Below are 18,125 nucleotides of genomic sequence, written 5' to 3'. Positions count from 1 at the left end.
GTGCGTTGCACAGTGTGTCTCACCCTGGTGTGAAGGGGCGGCTCCCCCCATCTGCCGGGGATAACCACTCCGCGCTTCGCGCCCCGCTGCCCGAGGGTGTAAGGGGAGCCCGCCATGGCACCGAACCAACTCCGCGCCGACCGCCCGCTGGTGGGCGACCGCGCCGCTCCCCCCGTCCCGCCCGACGCCGCCCCGCCCGGTGAGCCGCCGCGGCCGCCGCGCGGCAAGCGCCGCAAGAAGGGGGGCGGCGGTGGCCGCCGCGGCATCGGGCGCTTCCTGTTCGGCGTGGCGAAGCTCGGGCTGGTGCTGGGGCTGGCGGGCGTGGCGGTGGGCGGCATCGCCGGCTACGGCTTCTACCGCCAGGCGGCGGCCGACCTGCCGGAGCATGAATGGCTGGCCGACTACCAGCCGCCGCAGATGAGCCGCATCTACGCGGCCGATTCGAAGCTGATGGCGGAGCTGGCGCTGGAGCGCCGCGTCTTCGTGCCGATCGGCGCCATCCCGCCGAGGCTGCAGGCCGCCTTCGTCGCCGCCGAGGACCAGAATTTCTGGTCGCATCATGGCGTCGACCCGCTGGCCATCGCCCGCGCGGTGGTGATGAACGTGGAGGGCATGGCCACGGGGCGGCGCGCCGTGGGCGCCTCCACCATCACCCAGCAGGTCGCCAAGAACATGCTGGTGGGCAATGACCGCACCATCCTGCGCAAGGTGCGCGAAGCGATCCTGGCCTTCCGGCTGGAATCGGCGATGCCCAAGGACCGCATCCTCGAGATCTACCTGAACGAGATCTTCCTCGGGCAGCAGGCCTATGGCGTGGCCTCCGCCGCCATGAACTACTTCAACAAGGGGCTGGACGAGCTGACGCCGGGCGAGATGGCCTTCCTCGCCGCGCTGCCCAAGGCGCCCAACAACTACAACCCCAACCGCTTCCCCGAGGCGGCCAAGGCCCGGCGCGACTGGGTGCTGGACCGCATGGTGGAGGAGGGCGCCCTCACCGCCGCCGAGGCGGAGACCGCCAAGCAGGAGCCCATCGTGGCGCGCGGCCGCGCCCGGCCCGACCTCGTCGCCACCGGCCCCTACTTCACCGAGGAGGTGCGGCGCGAGCTGGTGGCCCGCTTCGGCCAGGACCAGACCACCATGGGCGGGCTGGTGGTGCGCACCTCCATGGAGCCCGAGCTGCAGGCCGCCACCGAGCAGGCGCTGCGCGAGGGGCTCACCAACTACGACCGCCGCCGCGGCGGCTGGCGCGGGCCGGTGGCGCAGATCTCCGCCGCCCCCACGGAGTGGATGCCGGCGCTGGAGGCGGTGCAGCGCCCGGGCGGCATGCAGCCGGGCTGGCAGCTCGCCGTGGTGCTCGGCGTCGAGGCGCGCGAGGCGCGGCTCTCCTGGCTGGAGCGTCCCGATGGCCGTGCCCAGGCGCAGCCGCGCCAGGGCACCCTGCCGCTCGACGACGTCTCCTGGGCCCGCCCCGTGCGCGACGGCCGCCTCGGCCCCGCGCCGCGCCGGATGCAGGACGTGCTGAGCCCCGGCGACGTGGTGATGGTGGAATATGTCCCCGGCCGCGAGGCGCAGGGCCGCACCCCGGCGCGCGCCGCCCGGCTCTCGCTGCGGCAGATCCCGCAGGTGGAGGGGGCGGTGGTGGCGCTCGACCCCGCCACGGGCCGTGTGCTGGCCATGGCCGGCGGCTATGCCTTCGAGAAATCCTGGTTCAACCGCGCGACGCAGGCGCTGCGCCAGCCCGGCTCCTCCTTCAAGCCCTTCGTCTACCTGCCGGCGCTGGAGATGGGCATTCCGCCCAACCAGCGCCTGCTCGACGGGCCGATCGAGATCATGACGCCGCAGGGGCTGTGGAAGCCCGGCAACTACAGCGGCCAGCCGCGCGGCTGGGTGACGATGCGCACCGCCCTGCAGCAATCGCTGAACCTCGTCACCATCCGCCTGGCGCAGGAGGTGGGGATCGACCGCGTGGCCGAGACGGCGGCGCGCTTCCACGTCATCCCCAACATGCCGCGCGTGCTCTCCATGGCGCTCGGCGCCGGCGAGACGACGGTGATGCGCATGGCCGCCGGCTACGCCTCCTTCGTCAATGGCGGCAAGGAGGTGGCGCCGACGCTGATCGACAGCGTGCAGGACCGCTTCGGCAAGGTGGTGTGGCGCGCCGACACGCGCCGCTGCGAGGGCTGCGACGCCGGCCCCGGCAGCGCGCCGCCCCGGCTGGTGGACGAGCGCCGGCAGATCACCGACCCGATCGCCGCCTACCAGATGGTCTCGCTGCTGCAGGGCGTGGTGCAATATGGCACCGGCAGCCGCGCCGGCGCCGGGCTGGGCCGCCCCGTGGCCGGCAAGACCGGCACCACCAACGACTACATGGACAACTGGTTCGTGGGCTTCACGCCGGACATCGTGGTGGCGGTGTGGATGGGCTTCGACGAGCCGCGCAGCCTGGGCACCGGCGAGACCGGCGGCAGCAACGCCGCGCCGATCTTCCACGACGTGGTGGCCTCGGCGCTGAAGGACAGCCCGCCCGTGCCGTTCCGCGCGCCGCCGGGCGTGGCGCTGGTGCGCGTGCAACTCGACAACGGCCAGACCATCCTGGAGCCGTTCCGCCCCGGCACCGAGAACGCCGCCCGCCCGCCGAGCGACGACACGGTGATCTCCTCCGACACGCCGGCCGGCGTCGATAACAGCCTGGGCGGGCTCTACTGAGCCGGCCTGCCGTTATTGCGCCTGCCGGTGTGGCGCCCTGTGCCGCGAGCCGCCTTCCCGCGACCGGGAAGGCGGCTTTTTTCATGGGGCGGGGCCGCATGCCGCAGAAGCGAACAGAAATCGGAGATGCGGATACTTCACCAAGACTTGAGAAGAGAATCTGAGATTTTCCGGTACGCGCTCTCATTAATAAGGCAAACTGAAGCGTCACATAAAACTCTCACATCGAGAACGCCGCAATGGTCCGTCCCTATATTGCTCCTGTCACCAAGATCGTCGGTGGGCCTGGAAATGACCGCATCTCCGGCAGCACGCTGAACGACGACATCTATGGCGGTGAAGGCGACGACTGGATCCTGGGCGGGGGGGGCGCCGACTATATCGATGGCGGGCCGGGCTACGATGTCGCGGCCTATGCCGGCGCCTCGGGCCGTTACGCCGTGCAGGTCGTCGGCGGCGTCGTCACCGTGCAGGACAACAGCAACGGCGCCATCAGCTGGATGGTCAATGTCGAGCGCATCGACTTCGACAACGCCCAGGTAGATCTGAGCGGCGTTCCGGCCTTCAGCCCGCAGCGCTACGTCGCCTCCAACCCCGACCTGATCCCGGTGTTCGGCTTCGACTCGGCGGCGGCGGCCTGGCACTATGTGGAGTTCGGCAACGCCGAGGGCCGGAGCTTCGTCAGCTTCAACAGCCTCGACTACATCGCCAGCTACAGCGACCTGATCGCCGCCTTCGGCGCCAATGGCCAGCTGGGCCTCACGCACTACATCCAGAACGGCTTCGCCGAAGGCCGTAGCGCCGCCGCCTTCAACGGCCTGCAGTACATCGCCAGCTACGACGACCTGATCGCCGCCTTCGGCCCGGACCGCGCGGCCGGATCGACGCACTACATCCAGTTCGGCGCCGGCGAGGGGCGCGGGCCGGGCGACTTCAACGGCCTGCAGTACATCGCCTCCTATGGCGACCTGATCCAGGCCCTGGGCGCGGACTACGATGCCGGCGTCGCGCATTTCATCAGCCATGGCTATGCCGAGGGCCGCGAGCGCGACACCTTCGACGCCGTGACCTACCTCAGCAACTATGCCGACCTGCAGGCCGCCTTCGGCACCGACTACGATGCCGCCACGGCCCATTTCGTGCGCTTCGGCTATGCCGAGGGGCGCGTCGACGAGCCGCTGATCGGCTGAGGGCCGGCCGCCGCACCGCGACCACTGGACAGGGTGGGCGGTGGGATAGTATCCCCGCCCACCCCGCAGCCTCTTCCGCCCGGCCTTCCCGCCGGGCCTGACGCCCCTCGCCGGGGTGGCCGTGCTGGCCCGCGGGTTTGTCCGCACGGACCCGTCCGCATGGGGCGTCCGCGCGGGTGGTGCCGGACCCTGTGCGAGCGAAGGAAGACACGATGCGCGCCGATGCCGAGGCCCTGCGCGGCCAGATCGAGGATTCCATCGCCCTTCTGCGCCGCCACCTGGACTGGGACGTGGCGCTGCGCCGGCTGGACGAGGTGAACGCCCGCGCCGAAGACCCCACCCTGTGGGACAAGCCCGACGAGGCCCAGGCCGTGATGCGCGAGCGCAACCGCCTGGCCGACCAGATCGAGGGCGTGCAGAAGCTGCAGCAGAACGTGACCGACGCGCTGGAGCTGGTCGAGCTGGCCGAGGCGGAGGGCGACGCCGCCACCGCCGACGCCGCCGTGGCCGACCTCAAGGCCTTCGCCGCCGAGGCCAAGCGCCGCGAGATCGAGAGCCTGCTCTCCGGCGAGGCCGACATGCGCGACTGCTTCGTCGAGGTGAATGCCGGCGCCGGCGGCACCGAGGCGCAGGACTGGGCGCAGATGCTGCTGCGCATGTACACGCGCTGGGCCGAGAAGCGCGGCCTGAAGGTGCAGCTGACCGAGGAAAGCGAGGGCGAGCAGGCCGGCATCAAATCCGCCACCATCCAGGTGAGCGGCCCCAACGCCTATGGCTGGCTCAAGACCGAGAGTGGCGTGCACCGGCTGGTGCGTATCTCTCCCTTCGACGCCGCCGCGCGCCGCCAGACGAGCTTCGCCAGCGTCTATGTCTTCCCGGTGATCGACGACAAGATCGAGATCGAGATCAACCCGGCGGACCTCAAGACCGACACCTTCCGCGCCTCCGGCGCCGGCGGCCAGCACGTCAACAAGACCGAATCCGGCGTGCGCTTCACCCATATTCCCACCGGCATCGTCGCCGCCTCCACCCAGGACCGCAGCCAGCACCGCAACCGCGTCATCGCCATGGATATGCTGAAGGCGCGCCTCTACGAGCTGGAGCTGCGCAAGCGCGAGGAGATCACGGCGGGGATCGAGGCCGGCAAGACCGATATCGGCTGGGGCCACCAGATCCGCTCCTACGTGCTGGCGCCCTACCAGCTGGTGAAGGATCTCCGCACCAATGTCGAGAAGGGCAACCCCGACGCGGTGCTGGATGGCGAGCTGGACGACTTCATGGCCGCCGCCCTTGCCTCCCGCGTCGGCGCCACCCGCTCCGAGGCCAGCGCGAGCGCGCGGTAAGGCCTTCTTTTTCTGAAGAAAAAGAAGCAAAAAGACTTTTCCAGTCTGGCGTCACGCCTCCCGGCAGGCGTGCCGCCAACGGACCAAATTTTTTTGGTTCTTTTTTCCAAAAAAGAACATTTCCTGCATGGATGACCTCTTCCCCGCTTCCCTCCGCCCGCAGGACCGGCACGATCCGGGCGGCAAGGTGCGCCTGGCGGTCAGCGGCGACGTGGTCAGCCGGGCCAGCTTCTCCGAGGATGGCCGCTACCGCACCGTGCTGGAGCGGCGCTGGGACGGGCAGCCCTTCGGCAGCCCCGGCTTCGTCGCCTGGATCATGATGAACCCCTCCACCGCCGACGAGCAGGTGGACGACCCCACGGTGCGCCGCTGCCGCGACTTCACCCGCCGCTGGGGCCATGGCGCCATGGTGGTGCTGAACATCTTCGCGCTGCGCGCCACGAAGCCGGCCATGCTGCTGCAGGCCGAGGATGCCGTCGGCCCCGGCAACGACGCGGCCATCCGCGAATGGTCGGCACGGGCGGAGCGGGTGGTCGTCGCCTGGGGCCTGCCGCCCAAGCCCCTGCGCGCGCGCGGCGCCACGGTGGCGGCGCTGCTGCGCGAGGCGGGCGTGCGGCCCTGCGCCCTGAAGGTGACGCAGTCCGGCGAGCCCGGCCACCCTCTCTACATCGCCGGCGACACCATCCCCGTCCCCTGGCCGGCCGGCTGAGCCGCCCCCGCCGCTTTGCCGCTACCAACGCCCGGCAAAAGGCTCTAAGCCCCGGGCGCCATGCCGCTTTCCCTGCGTGATCTCCTCGACCGCCTGCCGGAAGCGCGCTGGCCGCGCCTCTGGCTGAGCCTCCTCTGCCTGGCGCTCTGGCTGCCGGGCCTCGCCTCCCTCCCGCCGGGCGACCGCGACGAAAGCCGCTTCGCCCAGGCCAGCCGCCAGATGGTGGACAGCGGCGACTATGTCCGCATCCGCTTCGGCGAGGAGGAGCGCAACAAGAAGCCCGTCGGCATCCACTGGGCGCAGGCCGCCTCGGTGCAGGTGGTGGAGGCGCTGAGCCTCGGCCACCGGGGCGAGATCTGGCCCTACCGCCTGCCCTCGCTGCTGGGGGCGCTGCTGGCGGTGCTGGCCACCTATCATTGGGGGCGGGCGCTGGTCGGGCGGCGGGCCGCCTTCCTCGGCGCCGCGCTGCTGGCCTCCTGCACCGTGCTGGTGGTGGAGACCCACATCGCCAAGACCGACGCCGCGCTGCTGGCCACCGTGGCGGCGGCGATGGGCCTGCTCGGCCGCGCCTATCTCGCGCCCAACGCCTTCACGGCGCGGCAGGCGGCGGCGTTCTGGGCGGTGCTCGGAATCTCCATCCTGCTGAAGGGCCCGATCGGACCGATGGTGGCGCTGCTGGCGGGCCTGACGCTGGTGGTGGCGGACCGCGCCGGCGGCTGGCTGCGCGCGCTGCGCCCGCTCTGGGGCGTGCCGCTGATGCTGGGCATGGCGGTGCCCTGGCTGGTGGCCATCGGCATCGCCACCGAGGGGCGCTTCTTCGCCGAGGCGGTGGGGGGCGACATGCTCTCCAAGGTCGGCTCGGGCGAGGAGGCGCATTGGGGGCCGCCGGGCTACTACGCCGCCACCTTCGCGCTCGCCGCCTTCCCCGCCGCCTTCCTGGTGCTGCGCGCGCTGCCCACGGCCTGGCGGGACCGGATGAACCCCGGCACGCGCTTCCTGCTGGCCTGGGCGGCGCCCACCTGGCTGCTGTTCGAGGCGGTGGCCACCAAGCTGCCGCACTACACCCTGCCGGCCTTCCCGGCGCTGATGCTGCTGGCCGCCGCCTGGGCGATGGACCCGCTGCGCCGCCCGGCGCCGCGCTGGCTCGCCATGCTGGGCCTCGGCCTGCTCTGGCTGGTGGCGCTGGCGCTGGGCGTGGCGGCGGCCGTGCTGCCCTGGCTGGCCGACCGCCGGGTGGACCCCGTGGCGCTGCTGGTGCTGCCCGCCACGCTGCTGCTGGCCTGGGGTGTCACGCGCCTGCTGCGGGGCGGCACGCCGGCCCGCGCGGCGCTGCTCGGCGCCTTCCTGGCGGTGCCGGTCTATGGGCTGGTGCTGGGCGGCGTGCTGCCGCGGCTGGAGGCGCCCTGGGTCGGCCCGCGTTTGGCCGCCGCGCTGGCGCAGGCCGCACCTACCGGGGATGTGCAGGGCGAATTCGGCATCACCGGCTATCATGAGCCGTCGATGGTCTTCGCCACCGGGACGGGGACGGCGCTGCTGCGCGATGGCGTGGCGGCGGCCGCCTTCCTGGGCGCGGAGCCGGGCCGCACCGCCGCCGTGGGCGAGCGCGAGCTGGCCGGGTTCCGCGCCGCGGCCGGGCAGGCGGGACTGAACCTTCGGGAGATCGGATCGGTGGACGGTTACAACTACACGCGCGGCCGGCGGCTGACGCTGCACCTGTTCCAGGCGGCGCCATGATCGAGTGGGTGACCCAGACGGTCGGCAGCGCCGGCCCGGCCGGCGTGTTCTTCCTGATGTTCCTGGAGAACCTGTTCCCGCCCATCCCCTCGGAGCTGATCATGCCGCTGGCCGGCTTCGCCGCCGCCGAGGGGCACATGTCGCTGCTGGTGGCCATCCTGGCCGGCACCGCCGGCTCCGTCATCGGCAATGGCGTGTGGTACGAGGTGGCGCGCGCCATCGGCAGCCGCCGCATCCGCCCGCTGGTGGCGCGCTATGGCCGCTGGTTCGGCGTCTCGGCCGAGGACATGGACAAGGCGGAGGATACGCTGCGCCGGCACGGGCCCGTGGCGCTGTTCTTCGGCCGCATGCTGCCGGCCATCCGCACGCTGATCTCGATCCCGGCGGGGCTCGCCGGCATCACCCGCCCGGTCTTCTATCTCTGGACGCTGATCGGCGGGCTGCTCTGGGTGACGGTGCTGGCCGGTGCCGGCTACCTGCTGCGCGACCAGTACCGCAAGGTGGAGGCGGCGATCGAGCCGTTCAGCTACGTGGTGGTGGCCGCGGTCATCGGCCTCTACCTGTGGCACCTCTGGCGCACCCGCCGCGCGGCGCGCTGAGCGCCCGCCCGTTTCGCCATGCGAAAGGGGGCCTCACGGCCCCCTTTTTTACGCCTCGTTCCGAAGGCCTGCGTTCAGAGAACGCCGAAGATCAGCAGCAGGATGATGATGGGGATGGGGATTCCCAGCAGCCACAGCAAAATCGAGCGCATCGTCTTCTCCTTCGGAGGTGGGCCCGGAAAACCGGGCCGCATCGGGCAAGCATGTCGATAGCGATGGAACGCGAGGCTGCGGGGCGGGTTGCGGAATCTCCACGGAGCGAGTCTCCGCACCTTTTTTGCGACAGGGTGCTGGAACCCAGGGCGTGGCGGGACGTTCACCGGGGGATCGCCACAGGGTCCAGGCGCCGCAAGGCCGCAGACCCGCAACCTTCGGAGTTACCGGCCATGCGCCAGCGCGAGATCATCCCCGCCATCATCATCTCCGCCGCCCTGCTTGGCCTTGCGGCCTGCAGCTCGTCGCCCACCGGTACCGCTCCGGAGCGCGCGGTGGACCGCGCCGCCGGCACCAACATCTCGGGCGCCTATCCCTCCCAGTCGGACGGCACGGCGGTCAACCCGCCCGGCACCGCCGCCACGCGCGCCTATGACCGTGCCGCGGACACCAACACCTCGGGCGCCTATCCCCGGCAGTCGGACGGCACGGCGGTCAACCCGCCCGGCACCGCCGCCACGCGCACCTATGACCGCGCCACGGATTCCAACACCTCGGGCGCCTATCCGCAGAACGGCCCGCGCCGCTGAATTCGCCTCCCCGCCGGCGCACCGCGCGCCGGCATGAGGGAAGAGGCCGGGGTGGAGGATATCCGCCCCGGCCTTTTTCATGCCCCGCTTCCGGAAGCCCCGGGTGGCGCGGCGCAGAGAAAGCCCCGCCGGGCCTGAGGCCGGGCGGGGCTTTTCCGGAACGGCCCGTGCACGGCCGTGACCGTGCCGGGTGAGGGTGCGCGGGCGGTCAGACCCAGCCGCGCCCGGCCACCAGGGAGACGAGGAACAGGACCAGGAAGATGACGAACAGGATCTTGGCGATGCCGCTGGCCGCCGAGGCAACGCCGGTGAAGCCCAGCACGCCCGCGACGAGGGCGATGACGAGGAAGATGAGGGTCCAGTAGAGCATGAAGGGTGGTCCTTGGGATCGAGGGAGGGAAGGGCATCAGCCCGGAGGAACCGGACCGGCCTGCAAGGGCCAGGCGCCGAGGGGAAAGCCATGGCCCTGGCGCTGGTTGCTGCGGCCGGCCGGGTTGCCCGTGGCTGGCCTGTCCCGCCACCCGGCCTGGGGCCGGTGGCTGTCCTCGCTATCCCGCGTCATGCCTGCGTTTCCTTCGGCCTGTTCCACCGGTCTGCTCCACGACAGCAGGCCCCGTGGTGGTGCCGAAGCAACGCGGCGTTTCACCGTGCGGTTTCAGTCCAGTGGCACGGTGGAGGACACGGCCTGGTAAGTGGCGATGGCGAGCGCCAGCGGCTCGAAGGGCTTGCTGATGACGAAGGCCGGCTCGACCTGCTCGGCGGTCAGCAGCCGCTCCGGATAGGCGGTGACGAAGATCACCGGCACCTTCAGCTCCCGCTGGATGCGGTTGACGGCGGTGATGCCGTCGCCGCCCACGCCCAGGTTCACATCGGCCAGGATCAGGCCGGGCCGCTTCTGCTGGGCCAGGCGCACCGCCTGCGCCTCGCTGGCGGCCACGCCCACCACGCGGTGGCCGCAGGCCTCCACGAGCTGGCGCACATCCATGGCGATGATCGGCTCGTCCTCGATGACGAGGATCTCGGTGGCGGCGGCGCGGCGCAGGGCGCCGCGGGCCTCGGCCAGCTCCGTCTCGGCGACATCGAGGGGCACGCCCACCACCATGGCGGCGTCCGCCACCGAAAGCTCCTCCAGCGCCGTCAGCAGCAGCAGCTGCCGGTGGCGCGGCGAGAGGCTGGCGCCGCCCCCCGGCGCGGGCGGCGGCGGCGGCGCCATGCGGGTGACGCCGGCATACAGGGCCAGCCTGGCCGGCAGCGGCGGCAGGCCGCCGCGCAGAGCCGAGGCGACGAGCCCGTCGCCAGCCGCCTGGCTGCCGGTCAGCGCCCGGGCATAACGTCGGGCGGGAGGCAAACTCCGGAGAAGCTCGGCTTGGGTTACGGCGTTCATGTCGTGGCCCTCGTATCGGTCCTATGGTGCAGGAAGACGGCGCTTGGATGAGAATGGCAAATCAAACTGACCCGATCCGTCACCGGCTTCCGGAGCTGCTGCCCGAGCTGCGGGCCTTCGCGCGCTTCCTGGCGCGGGATGCGGCGCTGGCGGATGACCTGGTGCAGGAGTCGATCTTGCGCGGATTGCGGGCCGAATCCCAGTGGGACCCGGAAACCAGCCTGCGGGCCTGGATGTTTCATATCTTGCGCAACGTCTTCCTGGAGCAGATGCGCCGGCGCGGCACCGAGCGGCGTGCGCTGGAGCGGATGCCGGAGCCCGACCAGCCGCCGCCGGAACAGGAGGCGCGCAACGACATGGCGGATCTGGCGCTCGCCCTGCAGGGCCTGCCCCTGCCGCAGCGGGAGGCGCTGATCCTGGTGGGCGCGCATGGCCTCTCCCATGAGGAGGCCGCGGCGGTGTGCGGGGTTCCGGTGGGCACCGTCAAGGCGCGCGTGGCCCGCGCCCGGGCGGCCCTGGCGCGCGGCGTCGGGCCAGAGCCGGTGGAGGCATAGCCGGTGGGGGCATAGACGGAGCCGCCCGGCGCATCAGGCGGCAAGGCCGCGCGCGCGGGGGGAGGTCTCGGCGTGGGGTGGAGGGCAAGGGGTCCGGGCATCGATGGCTGCGGCGTGAAGACCTGGGCGCGAGTCCGGTTGCATTCTCAAATCGCATGGCTGATATGCAACAATGTTGATCCTGCCATGCAACCCCGAAGCAGGCCGCTGCATTGGTGGGTCATGCAAGGCGAGCAAAGCACCATGACGACCGTGACCACCAACGAAGCCGGCCACGCCGCTGCTCCTGTCGGGGAGGCCGTCCAGGGTCCCAGCTTCCACGACCAGCTTGTGGCCATCCTGCCCCGCCTGCGGGTCCAGGCCGTCTCGATGACGCGCAACCGCGCCGACGCCGATGATCTGGTGCAGGCCGCCGTCAGCAACGCGCTGGCCGCGCAGCACAGCTTCACGCCCGGCACCAATTTCGGCGCCTGGATGTTCCGCATCCTGCGCAACCGCTTCCTCTCCGATATCCGCCGCCGCCGCGACACCTGCGACATGGACAACGCGCCGGCCGAGGCGCTGGCCCGCCCCGCGGCGCAGGAGGACAGCATGGCGCTGCGCGAGCTGCGCCGCCGCCTCGCCGACCTGCCGGCCGACCACCGCACCGCGCTGATGCTGGTGACGGTGCAGGGCATGTCCTACGAGGAAGCCGCCGCGGTGATGAAGTGCGCGGTCGGCACCGCCAAGTGCCGCGTCTTCCGGGCCCGTCGCCAGCTCGAAGCCTGGCTGATGGGCGACCCGCAGCCCGCCAAGCGCAGCGCCCAGGCGCAGGCACAGGCCAAGTCTGGCGAAGTTCGCCGGCGCGGTGGTAATACCCGGAGCGGAAGCGCAGCCGAAACGCGGGCGCTGCATCCGGGAATGTGATGGACGATCGAGCAGAGAAGCGCATGTTGGCGGAGCCGGCCACCAAGCCAAACCGCTCGGCTGCGGGGCGCGCCCGGAAGGGCGCTCCCGACGCCGCCTTCGATCTGTGGCTTCAGCGGGGTCTGCATGCAATGTATGACGACGTCGCCAAGGAGCCCATTCCCGAGGAGCTGTTGCGACTGATCGAACAGGACCGGGCGCAAGGCCCCAAGAAATGAGGCTTCCGGCGCCCCCGGAAGGGTGGGCGCTGAATAGACTTCTCCGCGGCGTACGGGGCCGGATGCTGCTGCTGCTGATGGTTGCCAGCGTGCCGGTGGTCGGGATCGCCGGCGCGAATGCCATTCTCAGCTATGAAAGCGAACTGGCGACGGGACGCCGGACCGCCACCATCCTGGGCGACGTGGCTGCCGCGCGCCATGGCTCCACGGTCGAGAGCCTCCGCCAGACCCTGATGCGCCTGTCCGAGGACAGGCATGTGCGGACCGCCTCGCGTGAGGAATGCGGCAATTTCCTGCGTTCCCTGCTGGCGCTCCACGACACGCGGTATTCCAATTTCTGGGTGCTGGATGCCACGGGCCAGCCGCTTTGCACCGCCCTTCCCTATTCCGGCTCGGAAAACTTCAGCAGCCGCACCTATTTCCGCGAGGCCGTGGAGCGCCGGGCCTTCGCGCTCGGCAATTTCGTGCGTGGCCCTGTCAGCCGCCGCCCGGTGATCGTCGGCGCGGTGCCGTTGATGGTCGATGGCGAGGTGCGCGGCGTGGTGGCCGCCGGCCTGCTGCTCGACTATTTCGTGCACAGCGAGGAAAGCAGCCATGAGCGCGCCGCCCGGCGCCTCTGGCTGATCGACCGCGATGGCGCCGCCCTGCCGCTCACCCAGGCCGCGGCCGCCGAGCTGCCCTCCCGCGAGGTGCTGAAGGATATCACCAGCGAGCCGGATGGCAGCGTGACGCTGGAGACCCGGGCCGTCAGCGGGGCCGAGTTCGCCTATGCCAGCGCCCGGCTGGAGACCGACCTGCACCTGCTGGTGGGCCTGCCGATCGGCGAGATCCGCCGTGCCGCCCATGCGGTGCTGCTGCGCCGCGCCGTGGAGCTGGCCGCCTTCCTGTTCGGTTGCCTGGTGGTGATCGTGCTGGGCGCCGACATCGCCATCGCCCGGCCGTTGCGCGCCCTGGCGGAGCGGGTGCGGCGCTGGCGGCCCGGCGCGCCCTTCGGCGGCAAGGCGCTGCGCGGCGAGCCGGACGAGGTGCGCGCCCTGGAGCAGGCCTTCACCGACGCGGCTGCCGCCATCAGCGCCCGCGAGGAGGAGCTGCGCGCCGCGCTGCGCCAGCGCGACCTGCTGATGGCCGAGATCCACCACCGGGTGAAGAACAACCTGCAGATCGTCGCCTCGCTGCTGAACCTGCAGGCCAACCGGCTGCGTGACCCGCGCGCCAAGGCCGAGTTCGCAACGGCGCGGGACCGGGTGCAGGCGCTCGCCACGCTGCACCGCCACCTCTACACCAACCAGACCTTCGAGGTGATCGCGCTGCGCCCCTTCCTGGAGGAGCTCGGCCAGCAGCTCTTCGCCGCGCTGGGGGAGCGGCCGGGGCAGCGCATCAAGCTGGTGGTCGAGGCCGACGAGCTGGAGATCGTCACCGACCAGGCGGTGTCGCTGGCGCTGCTGATCACCGAGACGGTGACCAACGCCATCAAGCACGGCTTCCCCGACGCCCGCAGCGGCACCATCACCATCTCCGTCCATGCGGAGGGGGAGGAGGTCACGCTGAAGGTGCAGGATGACGGGCTCGGCATGCGGCTGGACGATGAGGAGGCGGGGCAGGGCATCGGCCTGACGCTGATCCGCGGCTTCGCGCAGCATCTCGGGGGCGAGATCGAGATCCGGGGCGCCGGCGGCACCGAGCTGGTGCTACGCTTCGCCCTGCGCCGGCGGGAAGCGGAGACGGAGGCGGGCTGAGCCGCGCAACCCGCCCGGAGGCAAGGCGTTGACGGAGCAATCACGCAAGGAGTTCCGATGATGCGCAAGATCCTGGCCGCCACCCTTCCGGCCCTCGTCCTCGTGCTGCCGCTGATGGCGTGCAGCGAAGGCCCCGGCGAGAGCGCCGGCCGCAGCCTGGACCGCGCCGGCGAGAACATCCGCGACACCATCGACCCGCCGAAGGGGCCCGGCGAGCGCCTGGGCCGCAGCGTCGACCGCGCCTTCTGAGGCCCGGCGCCGCGCCAGAAAGACCCTCAAGCTCTCAGGAGAGATGCCATGCGCCGCTATTCCGCTTCCCTCGACACCGGCTCCGTGGAGGAGCGCATCGCCGACCTGCGCCGCAAGGTGGACGAGCTGATGCATGAGCAGGTCAATCCGGCCCTGTCCCGCGTCGGCAGCCGCGCCTCCAGCCTGGCGCATCAGGTGAGCGACACCACCCGCCGCGAGGCGGACCACGCGATCGACCTGGTGCGCGAGCGGCCGCTGGTCACCATCGCGGTGGCGGTGGGCGTGGGCCTCCTCATCGCCCGCCTCCTGCGGCGCTGATCTCCATGCGCGCGTTCCGCCTCGTCAGCGTCTCCCTGGAAGCGGAGCGCGTGCTGCTGGGCCTCCAGGCCAAGCGATTCGCCGTGAAGGCGGTGCTGGGCCTGGTGGCGGCGGTGTTCCTCATCGCCGCCTTCGCCATGTTGCATGTGCTGGCCTGGCTGGCGCTGGAACCGCAGCTTTCGCCGCTGGCGCGTGCCGGCGTGATCCTGGCCGGCGATCTGGTGATCGCGGGCATCCTGCTGGCCCTCGCGCTGCGCGACAATCCGAGCCGGCAGGAGATCGAGGCCCGGATGTTGCGGGACAACGCCTTCAGCCAGGCACGGGCCAGCTTCGGCCTGCTGCCGATGCTGGGCGGCATGGCGCGCTCGCCCCTGCTGGGCATGATCATTGGCATGATGAGCCGCCGCAAGCGCGGCTGAAGGCCAGGGCAGGCGCCCGCCCTACCCCAGCAGGCGCCGCAGCAGCCGGATGAGCATGCGCCGCTCCTCCGGCGCCAGCGGTGCCAGGAGCTGCTCGTTGGCGCGCCGGCCCTGTGCCACCGCCTCCGCCAGCACGGTCTCGCCGGCCGGCGCCAGCGAGAGCACCACGGTGCGGCGGTCCAGCGGATCGCGCGCCACATCCAGCAGCCCGCGGTCGCGGAGCCGCGCGACAACGCCCTGGATGGTGGCCGGGTCGAGCGCCACGGCGCGGCCCAGCGCGTTCTGCGTGGCCCGCCCCAGTTCCCCGAGCTTCAGCAGCGTGGCGAATTGCGTGGAGGTCAGGCCGCCGATCGCGCCACGGTCCTGGAACAGCGAGGCATGGCGCTGATGCGCGCGGCGCAGCAGATGCCCCACGGATTCATCAAGGCTGTAGCCGGAGGAGGGCGCCGGGGGGCCGATATCCTGCTCGCGCACAGCATCCAGGAGCAGCGTGATGTTCCGATCCGTGATGGCTCCGACCTTCTCTGCTGCGACGGTCCCGCTACCATCCCGCCGCGATGCCGGCCCGTCAACCGAATCGATTGTGCAGTGCCGCGAAACGGCCGGGCCAGGGGACCAGAAGCTCAGGGGCGCAGGGCGCGGTAGCCGAAGGTCAGCAGGGTGATGCCGCCCAGCGACAGGGCGGCCATGCCGGCACGGTCGGCATGCCACATGAGACGCTCGGCGAGGATGGCCGCCAGCTGGCGATGACCCTCACGGCTCCGCAGCCGCACCGCCTTCTCGCCGGCCAGGGTGGAAAGCTGCTGCCACAGGCGGGTGCCGCGCAGGTCCCGGCGCGGCACAGACAGCGCCAGGCCCCACAGCACAAGCCAGAGCGCGGCGGTCAGCAGCGCCCCGCTTTGCAGGGCCAGCAGTGGCGCGTGCGCCAGCCCGGCCATGACAGCGACGATGCTCACCACAAGGCCGAGAAGGACCCGCCGTATCGCATGGTCAGCCAGAGTGCGGAGCGTATCCATCCATAGGCCCCCTTTTTGTCCATGCTGACGCCGGACACCTGAAGATTCCAGTCGGTTTTGCCGATACGGGTGGCATAGCCCGCATCCTGCCGACGTTTTCCGCTTTCCACGGGGCGCACCGCCAGGCCTGCTTCCGGGAAGCCGGCTGGCGGGTGGCGCGTGCCCGCCATCCACATATTGGGCGAACGAGACGGCACGCCAAGCGTTGCAGCGCTTCCGGTGGGGAAGGCGGGTGCGGGAAGCCGCCCGCGCCAGATGGAGCGGGTTTCATCACTGTCCCTTGCACGGAACATGGCAGCCATGAGCCTATTCCGCCTTCAGGCAAATGTTTCAGTGGCTTGGCATGTGAGGCTGATCCGGGGCGCTGCGCGGCAACATAACATTTTGGTGAATATCTGGCGCCACTTCTTTCCGCGATTTCATCGTTCGGATGGCAAGGCCACAATCCGCACACCGTCACCCTGGGCAGACTCAGGCCGGGATGTCGGGCTTGAACCGCGAGCCGTGGCAGCGCGGACCATCAACAAAGAAAACCTGGGGCGCCACCCGGCGCATCCGGGGAGGGCAGGAATAGGTTCGAAGATGCGCTCTGCAGCACCCAGAACAGATGCGGCGAATCGGCCGATGTCGCGCGAGGAGAAGCGCGTCATCCTGGCCTCGTCGCTTGGCACCGTCTTCGAGTGGTACGATTTCTATCTGTACGGCTCGCTGGCGGTCATCATCGGCGCGAAGTTCTTCAGCCAGTTCCCCGAGGGAACGCGGAACATCTTCGCGCTGCTGGCCTTCGCCGCCGGCTTCCTGGTGCGCCCCTTCGGCGCCCTGGTGTTCGGCCGGCTGGGCGACCTGGTGGGCCGGAAATACACCTTCCTGGTCACCATCCTGATCATGGGTGCCTCGACCTTCATCGTCGGCATCCTGCCCACCTCGGACCAGATCGGCATCACCGCCGCCATCATCCTGATCGTGCTGCGCTGCCTCCAGGGCCTGGCGCTGGGCGGCGAGTATGGCGGCGCCGCCACCTACGTGGCCGAGCACGCGCCGCATGGCCGGCGCGGCTTCTACACCAGCTTCATCCAGCTCACCGCCACGGGCGGCCTGTTCCTGTCGCTGATGGTGATCCTGTTCACCCGCTCGGCGATCGGCGAGGAGGCCTTCCTCGACTGGGGCTGGCGCATCCCCTTCCTGGTCTCCATCCTGCTGCTCGGCATCTCCGTCTGGATCCGCATGCAGCTGCAGGAGAGCCCGGCCTTCAAGAAGATGAAGGAGGAGGGCACCGGCTCCAAGGCGCCGATCTCCGAGGCCTTCGGCCAGTGGAAGAACGCCCGCGTGGCGCTGTTCGCCCTGCTCGGCCTCGTCGCCGGCCAGGCGGTGGTCTGGTACACGGGCCAGTTCTACGCGCTGTTCTTCCTCGGCTCCGTGCTGAAGGTGGATGGCTACACCACCAACATGCTCATCGCCTGGTCGCTGCTGCTGGGCTCGGGCGGCTTCATCTTCTTCGGCTGGCTGTCGGACAAGGTCGGCCGCAAGCCGATCATCCTCGGCGGCTGCCTGATCGCGGCGCTCACCTACTTCCCGCTGTTCAAGCTGATCAGCGCCGAGGCCAACCCGGCGCTGCACGCCGCGCACCAGAACATCACCGTGGTGGTGCAGGCCGACCCGGCCGACTGCTCCTTCCAGTTCAACCCGACCGGCACCGCCCGCTTCACCAACAGCTGCGACATCGCCAAGGCGGCGCTGGCCCGGCTCTCGGTGAACTACACGGTGGAAGCCGCGCCCGCCGGCACCGCCGCCACCGTGCGGATCGGCGATACCGCCATTCCCTCCTCCACGCCCAATTTCCCGCAGGCGGTGAGCGCGGCCATCACCGCGGCAGGCTACCCGGCGGCGTCGAACCCGACCGTGGTGAAGATGAACCACCCGTTCGACTTCTTCCGCGAGCAGCCGGCGGTGCTGATCGCGGTGCTGACCCTGCTGGTGATCTACGTCACCATGGTCTACGGCCCGATCGCGGCGGCGCTGGTCGAGCTGTTCCCGACCCGCATCCGATACACCTCCATGTCGCTGCCCTACCACATCGGCAATGGCTGGTTCGGCGGGCTGCTGCCGGCCACCTCCTTCGCCATGATCGCGCAGACCGGCGACGTCTATTACGGCCTCTGGTACCCGGTGGTGATCGCCCTCGCCACGGTGGTCATCGGCATCTTCTTCGTGCCCGAGACCAAGGACCGCGACATCTTCGCCGAGGAGGACGCTGAGGCGGAGGCCAACGCGGCCCGCGCGCGGGTCTGACCCGCAGCCGCC

21 protein-coding genes are annotated in these 18,125 nt (G+C 70.8%); 15 read left to right on the top strand and 6 right to left on the bottom strand.

Going from position 1 to position 18,125, the window contains the following annotated elements:
• The first annotated feature begins 114 nt into the window (after positions 1–114).
• From CR165_RS03920 to CR165_RS03890, 7 genes are all read left to right on the top strand, one after another.
• Positions 115–2,706 carry a penicillin-binding protein 1A gene (locus CR165_RS03920; protein ID WP_109515656.1) on the top strand — a complete coding sequence of 864 codons (2,592 nt, stop codon included), beginning with the start codon at positions 115–117 and terminating at the stop codon, positions 2,704–2,706.
• A gap of 239 nt (positions 2,707–2,945) precedes the next feature.
• Positions 2,946–3,896 (top strand): calcium-binding protein, encoded by a 951-nt coding sequence (locus CR165_RS03915; RefSeq protein WP_109515655.1) that lies wholly within the window; start codon positions 2,946–2,948, stop codon positions 3,894–3,896.
• 212 nt (positions 3,897–4,108) lie between these two features.
• Positions 4,109–5,239 (top strand): peptide chain release factor 2, encoded by a 1,131-nt coding sequence (prfB, locus tag CR165_RS03910; protein WP_109515654.1) that lies wholly within the window; start codon positions 4,109–4,111, stop codon positions 5,237–5,239.
• A gap of 127 nt (positions 5,240–5,366) precedes the next feature.
• Positions 5,367–5,948, top strand: a complete 582-nt coding sequence (locus CR165_RS03905) for a DUF1643 domain-containing protein (RefSeq protein ID WP_109515653.1) — start codon at positions 5,367–5,369, stop codon at positions 5,946–5,948.
• 60 nt (positions 5,949–6,008) lie between these two features.
• Entirely contained in the window at positions 6,009–7,682 is a 1,674-nt protein-coding gene (locus CR165_RS03900; protein ID WP_109515652.1) for a glycosyltransferase family 39 protein, read from the top strand.
• The gene (locus tag CR165_RS03895) at positions 7,679–8,281 is read left to right on the top strand and encodes a DedA family protein (protein WP_109515651.1); all 603 of its coding nucleotides are present in this window, start codon (positions 7,679–7,681) and stop codon (positions 8,279–8,281) included. Before CR165_RS03900 ends, CR165_RS03895 begins: the two co-directional genes overlap by 4 nt.
• A 386-nt stretch (positions 8,282–8,667) precedes the next feature.
• A complete protein-coding gene (locus tag CR165_RS03890; RefSeq protein ID WP_109515650.1) occupies positions 8,668–9,024 on the top strand; it encodes a hypothetical protein in 357 nt (118 codons plus the stop codon).
• 208 nt (positions 9,025–9,232) lie between these two features.
• Here CR165_RS03890 and CR165_RS03885 read toward each other — a convergent pair whose 3' ends face one another.
• The 3 genes from CR165_RS03885 to CR165_RS03880 all read right to left on the bottom strand — a co-directional run bounded on the left by CR165_RS03885 (position 9,233) and on the right by CR165_RS03880 (position 10,408).
• A complete protein-coding gene (locus CR165_RS03885) occupies positions 9,233–9,394 on the bottom strand; it encodes a DUF1328 domain-containing protein (protein ID WP_099095466.1) in 162 nt (53 codons plus the stop codon).
• Between the two features lie 36 nt (positions 9,395–9,430).
• On the bottom strand, positions 9,431–9,586 hold the full coding sequence (locus CR165_RS24870; RefSeq protein ID WP_181377993.1) for a hypothetical protein: 156 nt from the start codon (positions 9,584–9,586) through the stop codon (positions 9,431–9,433).
• Between the two features lie 93 nt (positions 9,587–9,679).
• Entirely contained in the window at positions 9,680–10,408 is a 729-nt protein-coding gene (locus tag CR165_RS03880; protein ID WP_109515649.1) for a response regulator, read from the bottom strand.
• Between the two features lie 53 nt (positions 10,409–10,461).
• On the opposite strand from CR165_RS03880, the gene CR165_RS03875 reads away from it, so the two are divergent.
• The 7 genes from CR165_RS03875 to CR165_RS03845 all read left to right on the top strand — a co-directional run bounded on the left by CR165_RS03875 (position 10,462) and on the right by CR165_RS03845 (position 14,808).
• Positions 10,462–10,962, top strand: a complete 501-nt coding sequence (locus CR165_RS03875) for a sigma-70 family RNA polymerase sigma factor (protein ID WP_109515648.1) — start codon at positions 10,462–10,464, stop codon at positions 10,960–10,962.
• 369 nt (positions 10,963–11,331) lie between these two features.
• Positions 11,332–11,868: a sigma-70 family RNA polymerase sigma factor gene (locus CR165_RS03870; RefSeq protein WP_245906144.1), complete on the top strand. Its 537-nt coding sequence runs from the start codon at positions 11,332–11,334 to the stop codon at positions 11,866–11,868.
• Entirely contained in the window at positions 11,868–12,086 is a 219-nt protein-coding gene (locus tag CR165_RS03865) for a NepR family anti-sigma factor (RefSeq protein ID WP_109515939.1), read from the top strand. The genes CR165_RS03870 and CR165_RS03865 overlap by 1 nt, the downstream gene beginning before the upstream one ends.
• 62 nt (positions 12,087–12,148) lie before the next feature.
• Positions 12,149–13,822 carry a sensor histidine kinase gene (locus CR165_RS03860; RefSeq protein WP_181377991.1) on the top strand — a complete coding sequence of 558 codons (1,674 nt, stop codon included), beginning with the start codon at positions 12,149–12,151 and terminating at the stop codon, positions 13,820–13,822.
• A gap of 57 nt (positions 13,823–13,879) precedes the next feature.
• Positions 13,880–14,071, top strand: a complete 192-nt coding sequence (locus tag CR165_RS03855; RefSeq protein WP_109515645.1) for a hypothetical protein — start codon at positions 13,880–13,882, stop codon at positions 14,069–14,071.
• Positions 14,072–14,119: 48 nt separating this feature from the next.
• Positions 14,120–14,389 (top strand): glycine zipper domain-containing protein, encoded by a 270-nt coding sequence (locus CR165_RS03850; RefSeq protein WP_109515644.1) that lies wholly within the window; start codon positions 14,120–14,122, stop codon positions 14,387–14,389.
• 5 nt (positions 14,390–14,394) lie between these two features.
• Positions 14,395–14,808, top strand: a complete 414-nt coding sequence (locus CR165_RS03845) for a hypothetical protein (protein WP_109515643.1) — start codon at positions 14,395–14,397, stop codon at positions 14,806–14,808.
• Positions 14,809–14,829: 21 nt separating this feature from the next.
• Here the strand turns inward: CR165_RS03845 and CR165_RS03840 are convergent, their stop codons facing one another.
• The 3 genes from CR165_RS03840 to CR165_RS24380 all read right to left on the bottom strand — a co-directional run bounded on the left by CR165_RS03840 (position 14,830) and on the right by CR165_RS24380 (position 16,126).
• Positions 14,830–15,282: a MarR family winged helix-turn-helix transcriptional regulator gene (locus CR165_RS03840; RefSeq protein WP_219929677.1), complete on the bottom strand. Its 453-nt coding sequence runs from the start codon at positions 15,280–15,282 to the stop codon at positions 14,830–14,832.
• Positions 15,283–15,431: 149 nt separating this feature from the next.
• Positions 15,432–15,764 carry a hypothetical protein gene (locus CR165_RS03835; protein ID WP_146201820.1) on the bottom strand — a complete coding sequence of 111 codons (333 nt, stop codon included), beginning with the start codon at positions 15,762–15,764 and terminating at the stop codon, positions 15,432–15,434.
• Positions 15,761–16,126, bottom strand: a complete 366-nt coding sequence (locus CR165_RS24380; RefSeq protein WP_146201819.1) for a hypothetical protein — start codon at positions 16,124–16,126, stop codon at positions 15,761–15,763. Before CR165_RS24380 ends, CR165_RS03835 begins: the two co-directional genes overlap by 4 nt.
• Positions 16,127–16,448: 322 nt before the next feature.
• On the opposite strand from CR165_RS24380, the gene CR165_RS03830 reads away from it, so the two are divergent.
• Positions 16,449–18,113, top strand: a complete 1,665-nt coding sequence (locus CR165_RS03830; protein WP_109515641.1) for an MFS transporter — start codon at positions 16,449–16,451, stop codon at positions 18,111–18,113.
• Positions 18,114–18,125: the final 12 nt, after the last annotated feature.

Source organism: Teichococcus aestuarii, from assembly GCF_003116135.1.
Classification (GTDB): domain Bacteria; phylum Pseudomonadota; class Alphaproteobacteria; order Acetobacterales; family Acetobacteraceae; genus Pseudoroseomonas; species Pseudoroseomonas aestuarii.
This window is presented reverse-complemented; position numbering and strand designations above follow the sequence as displayed.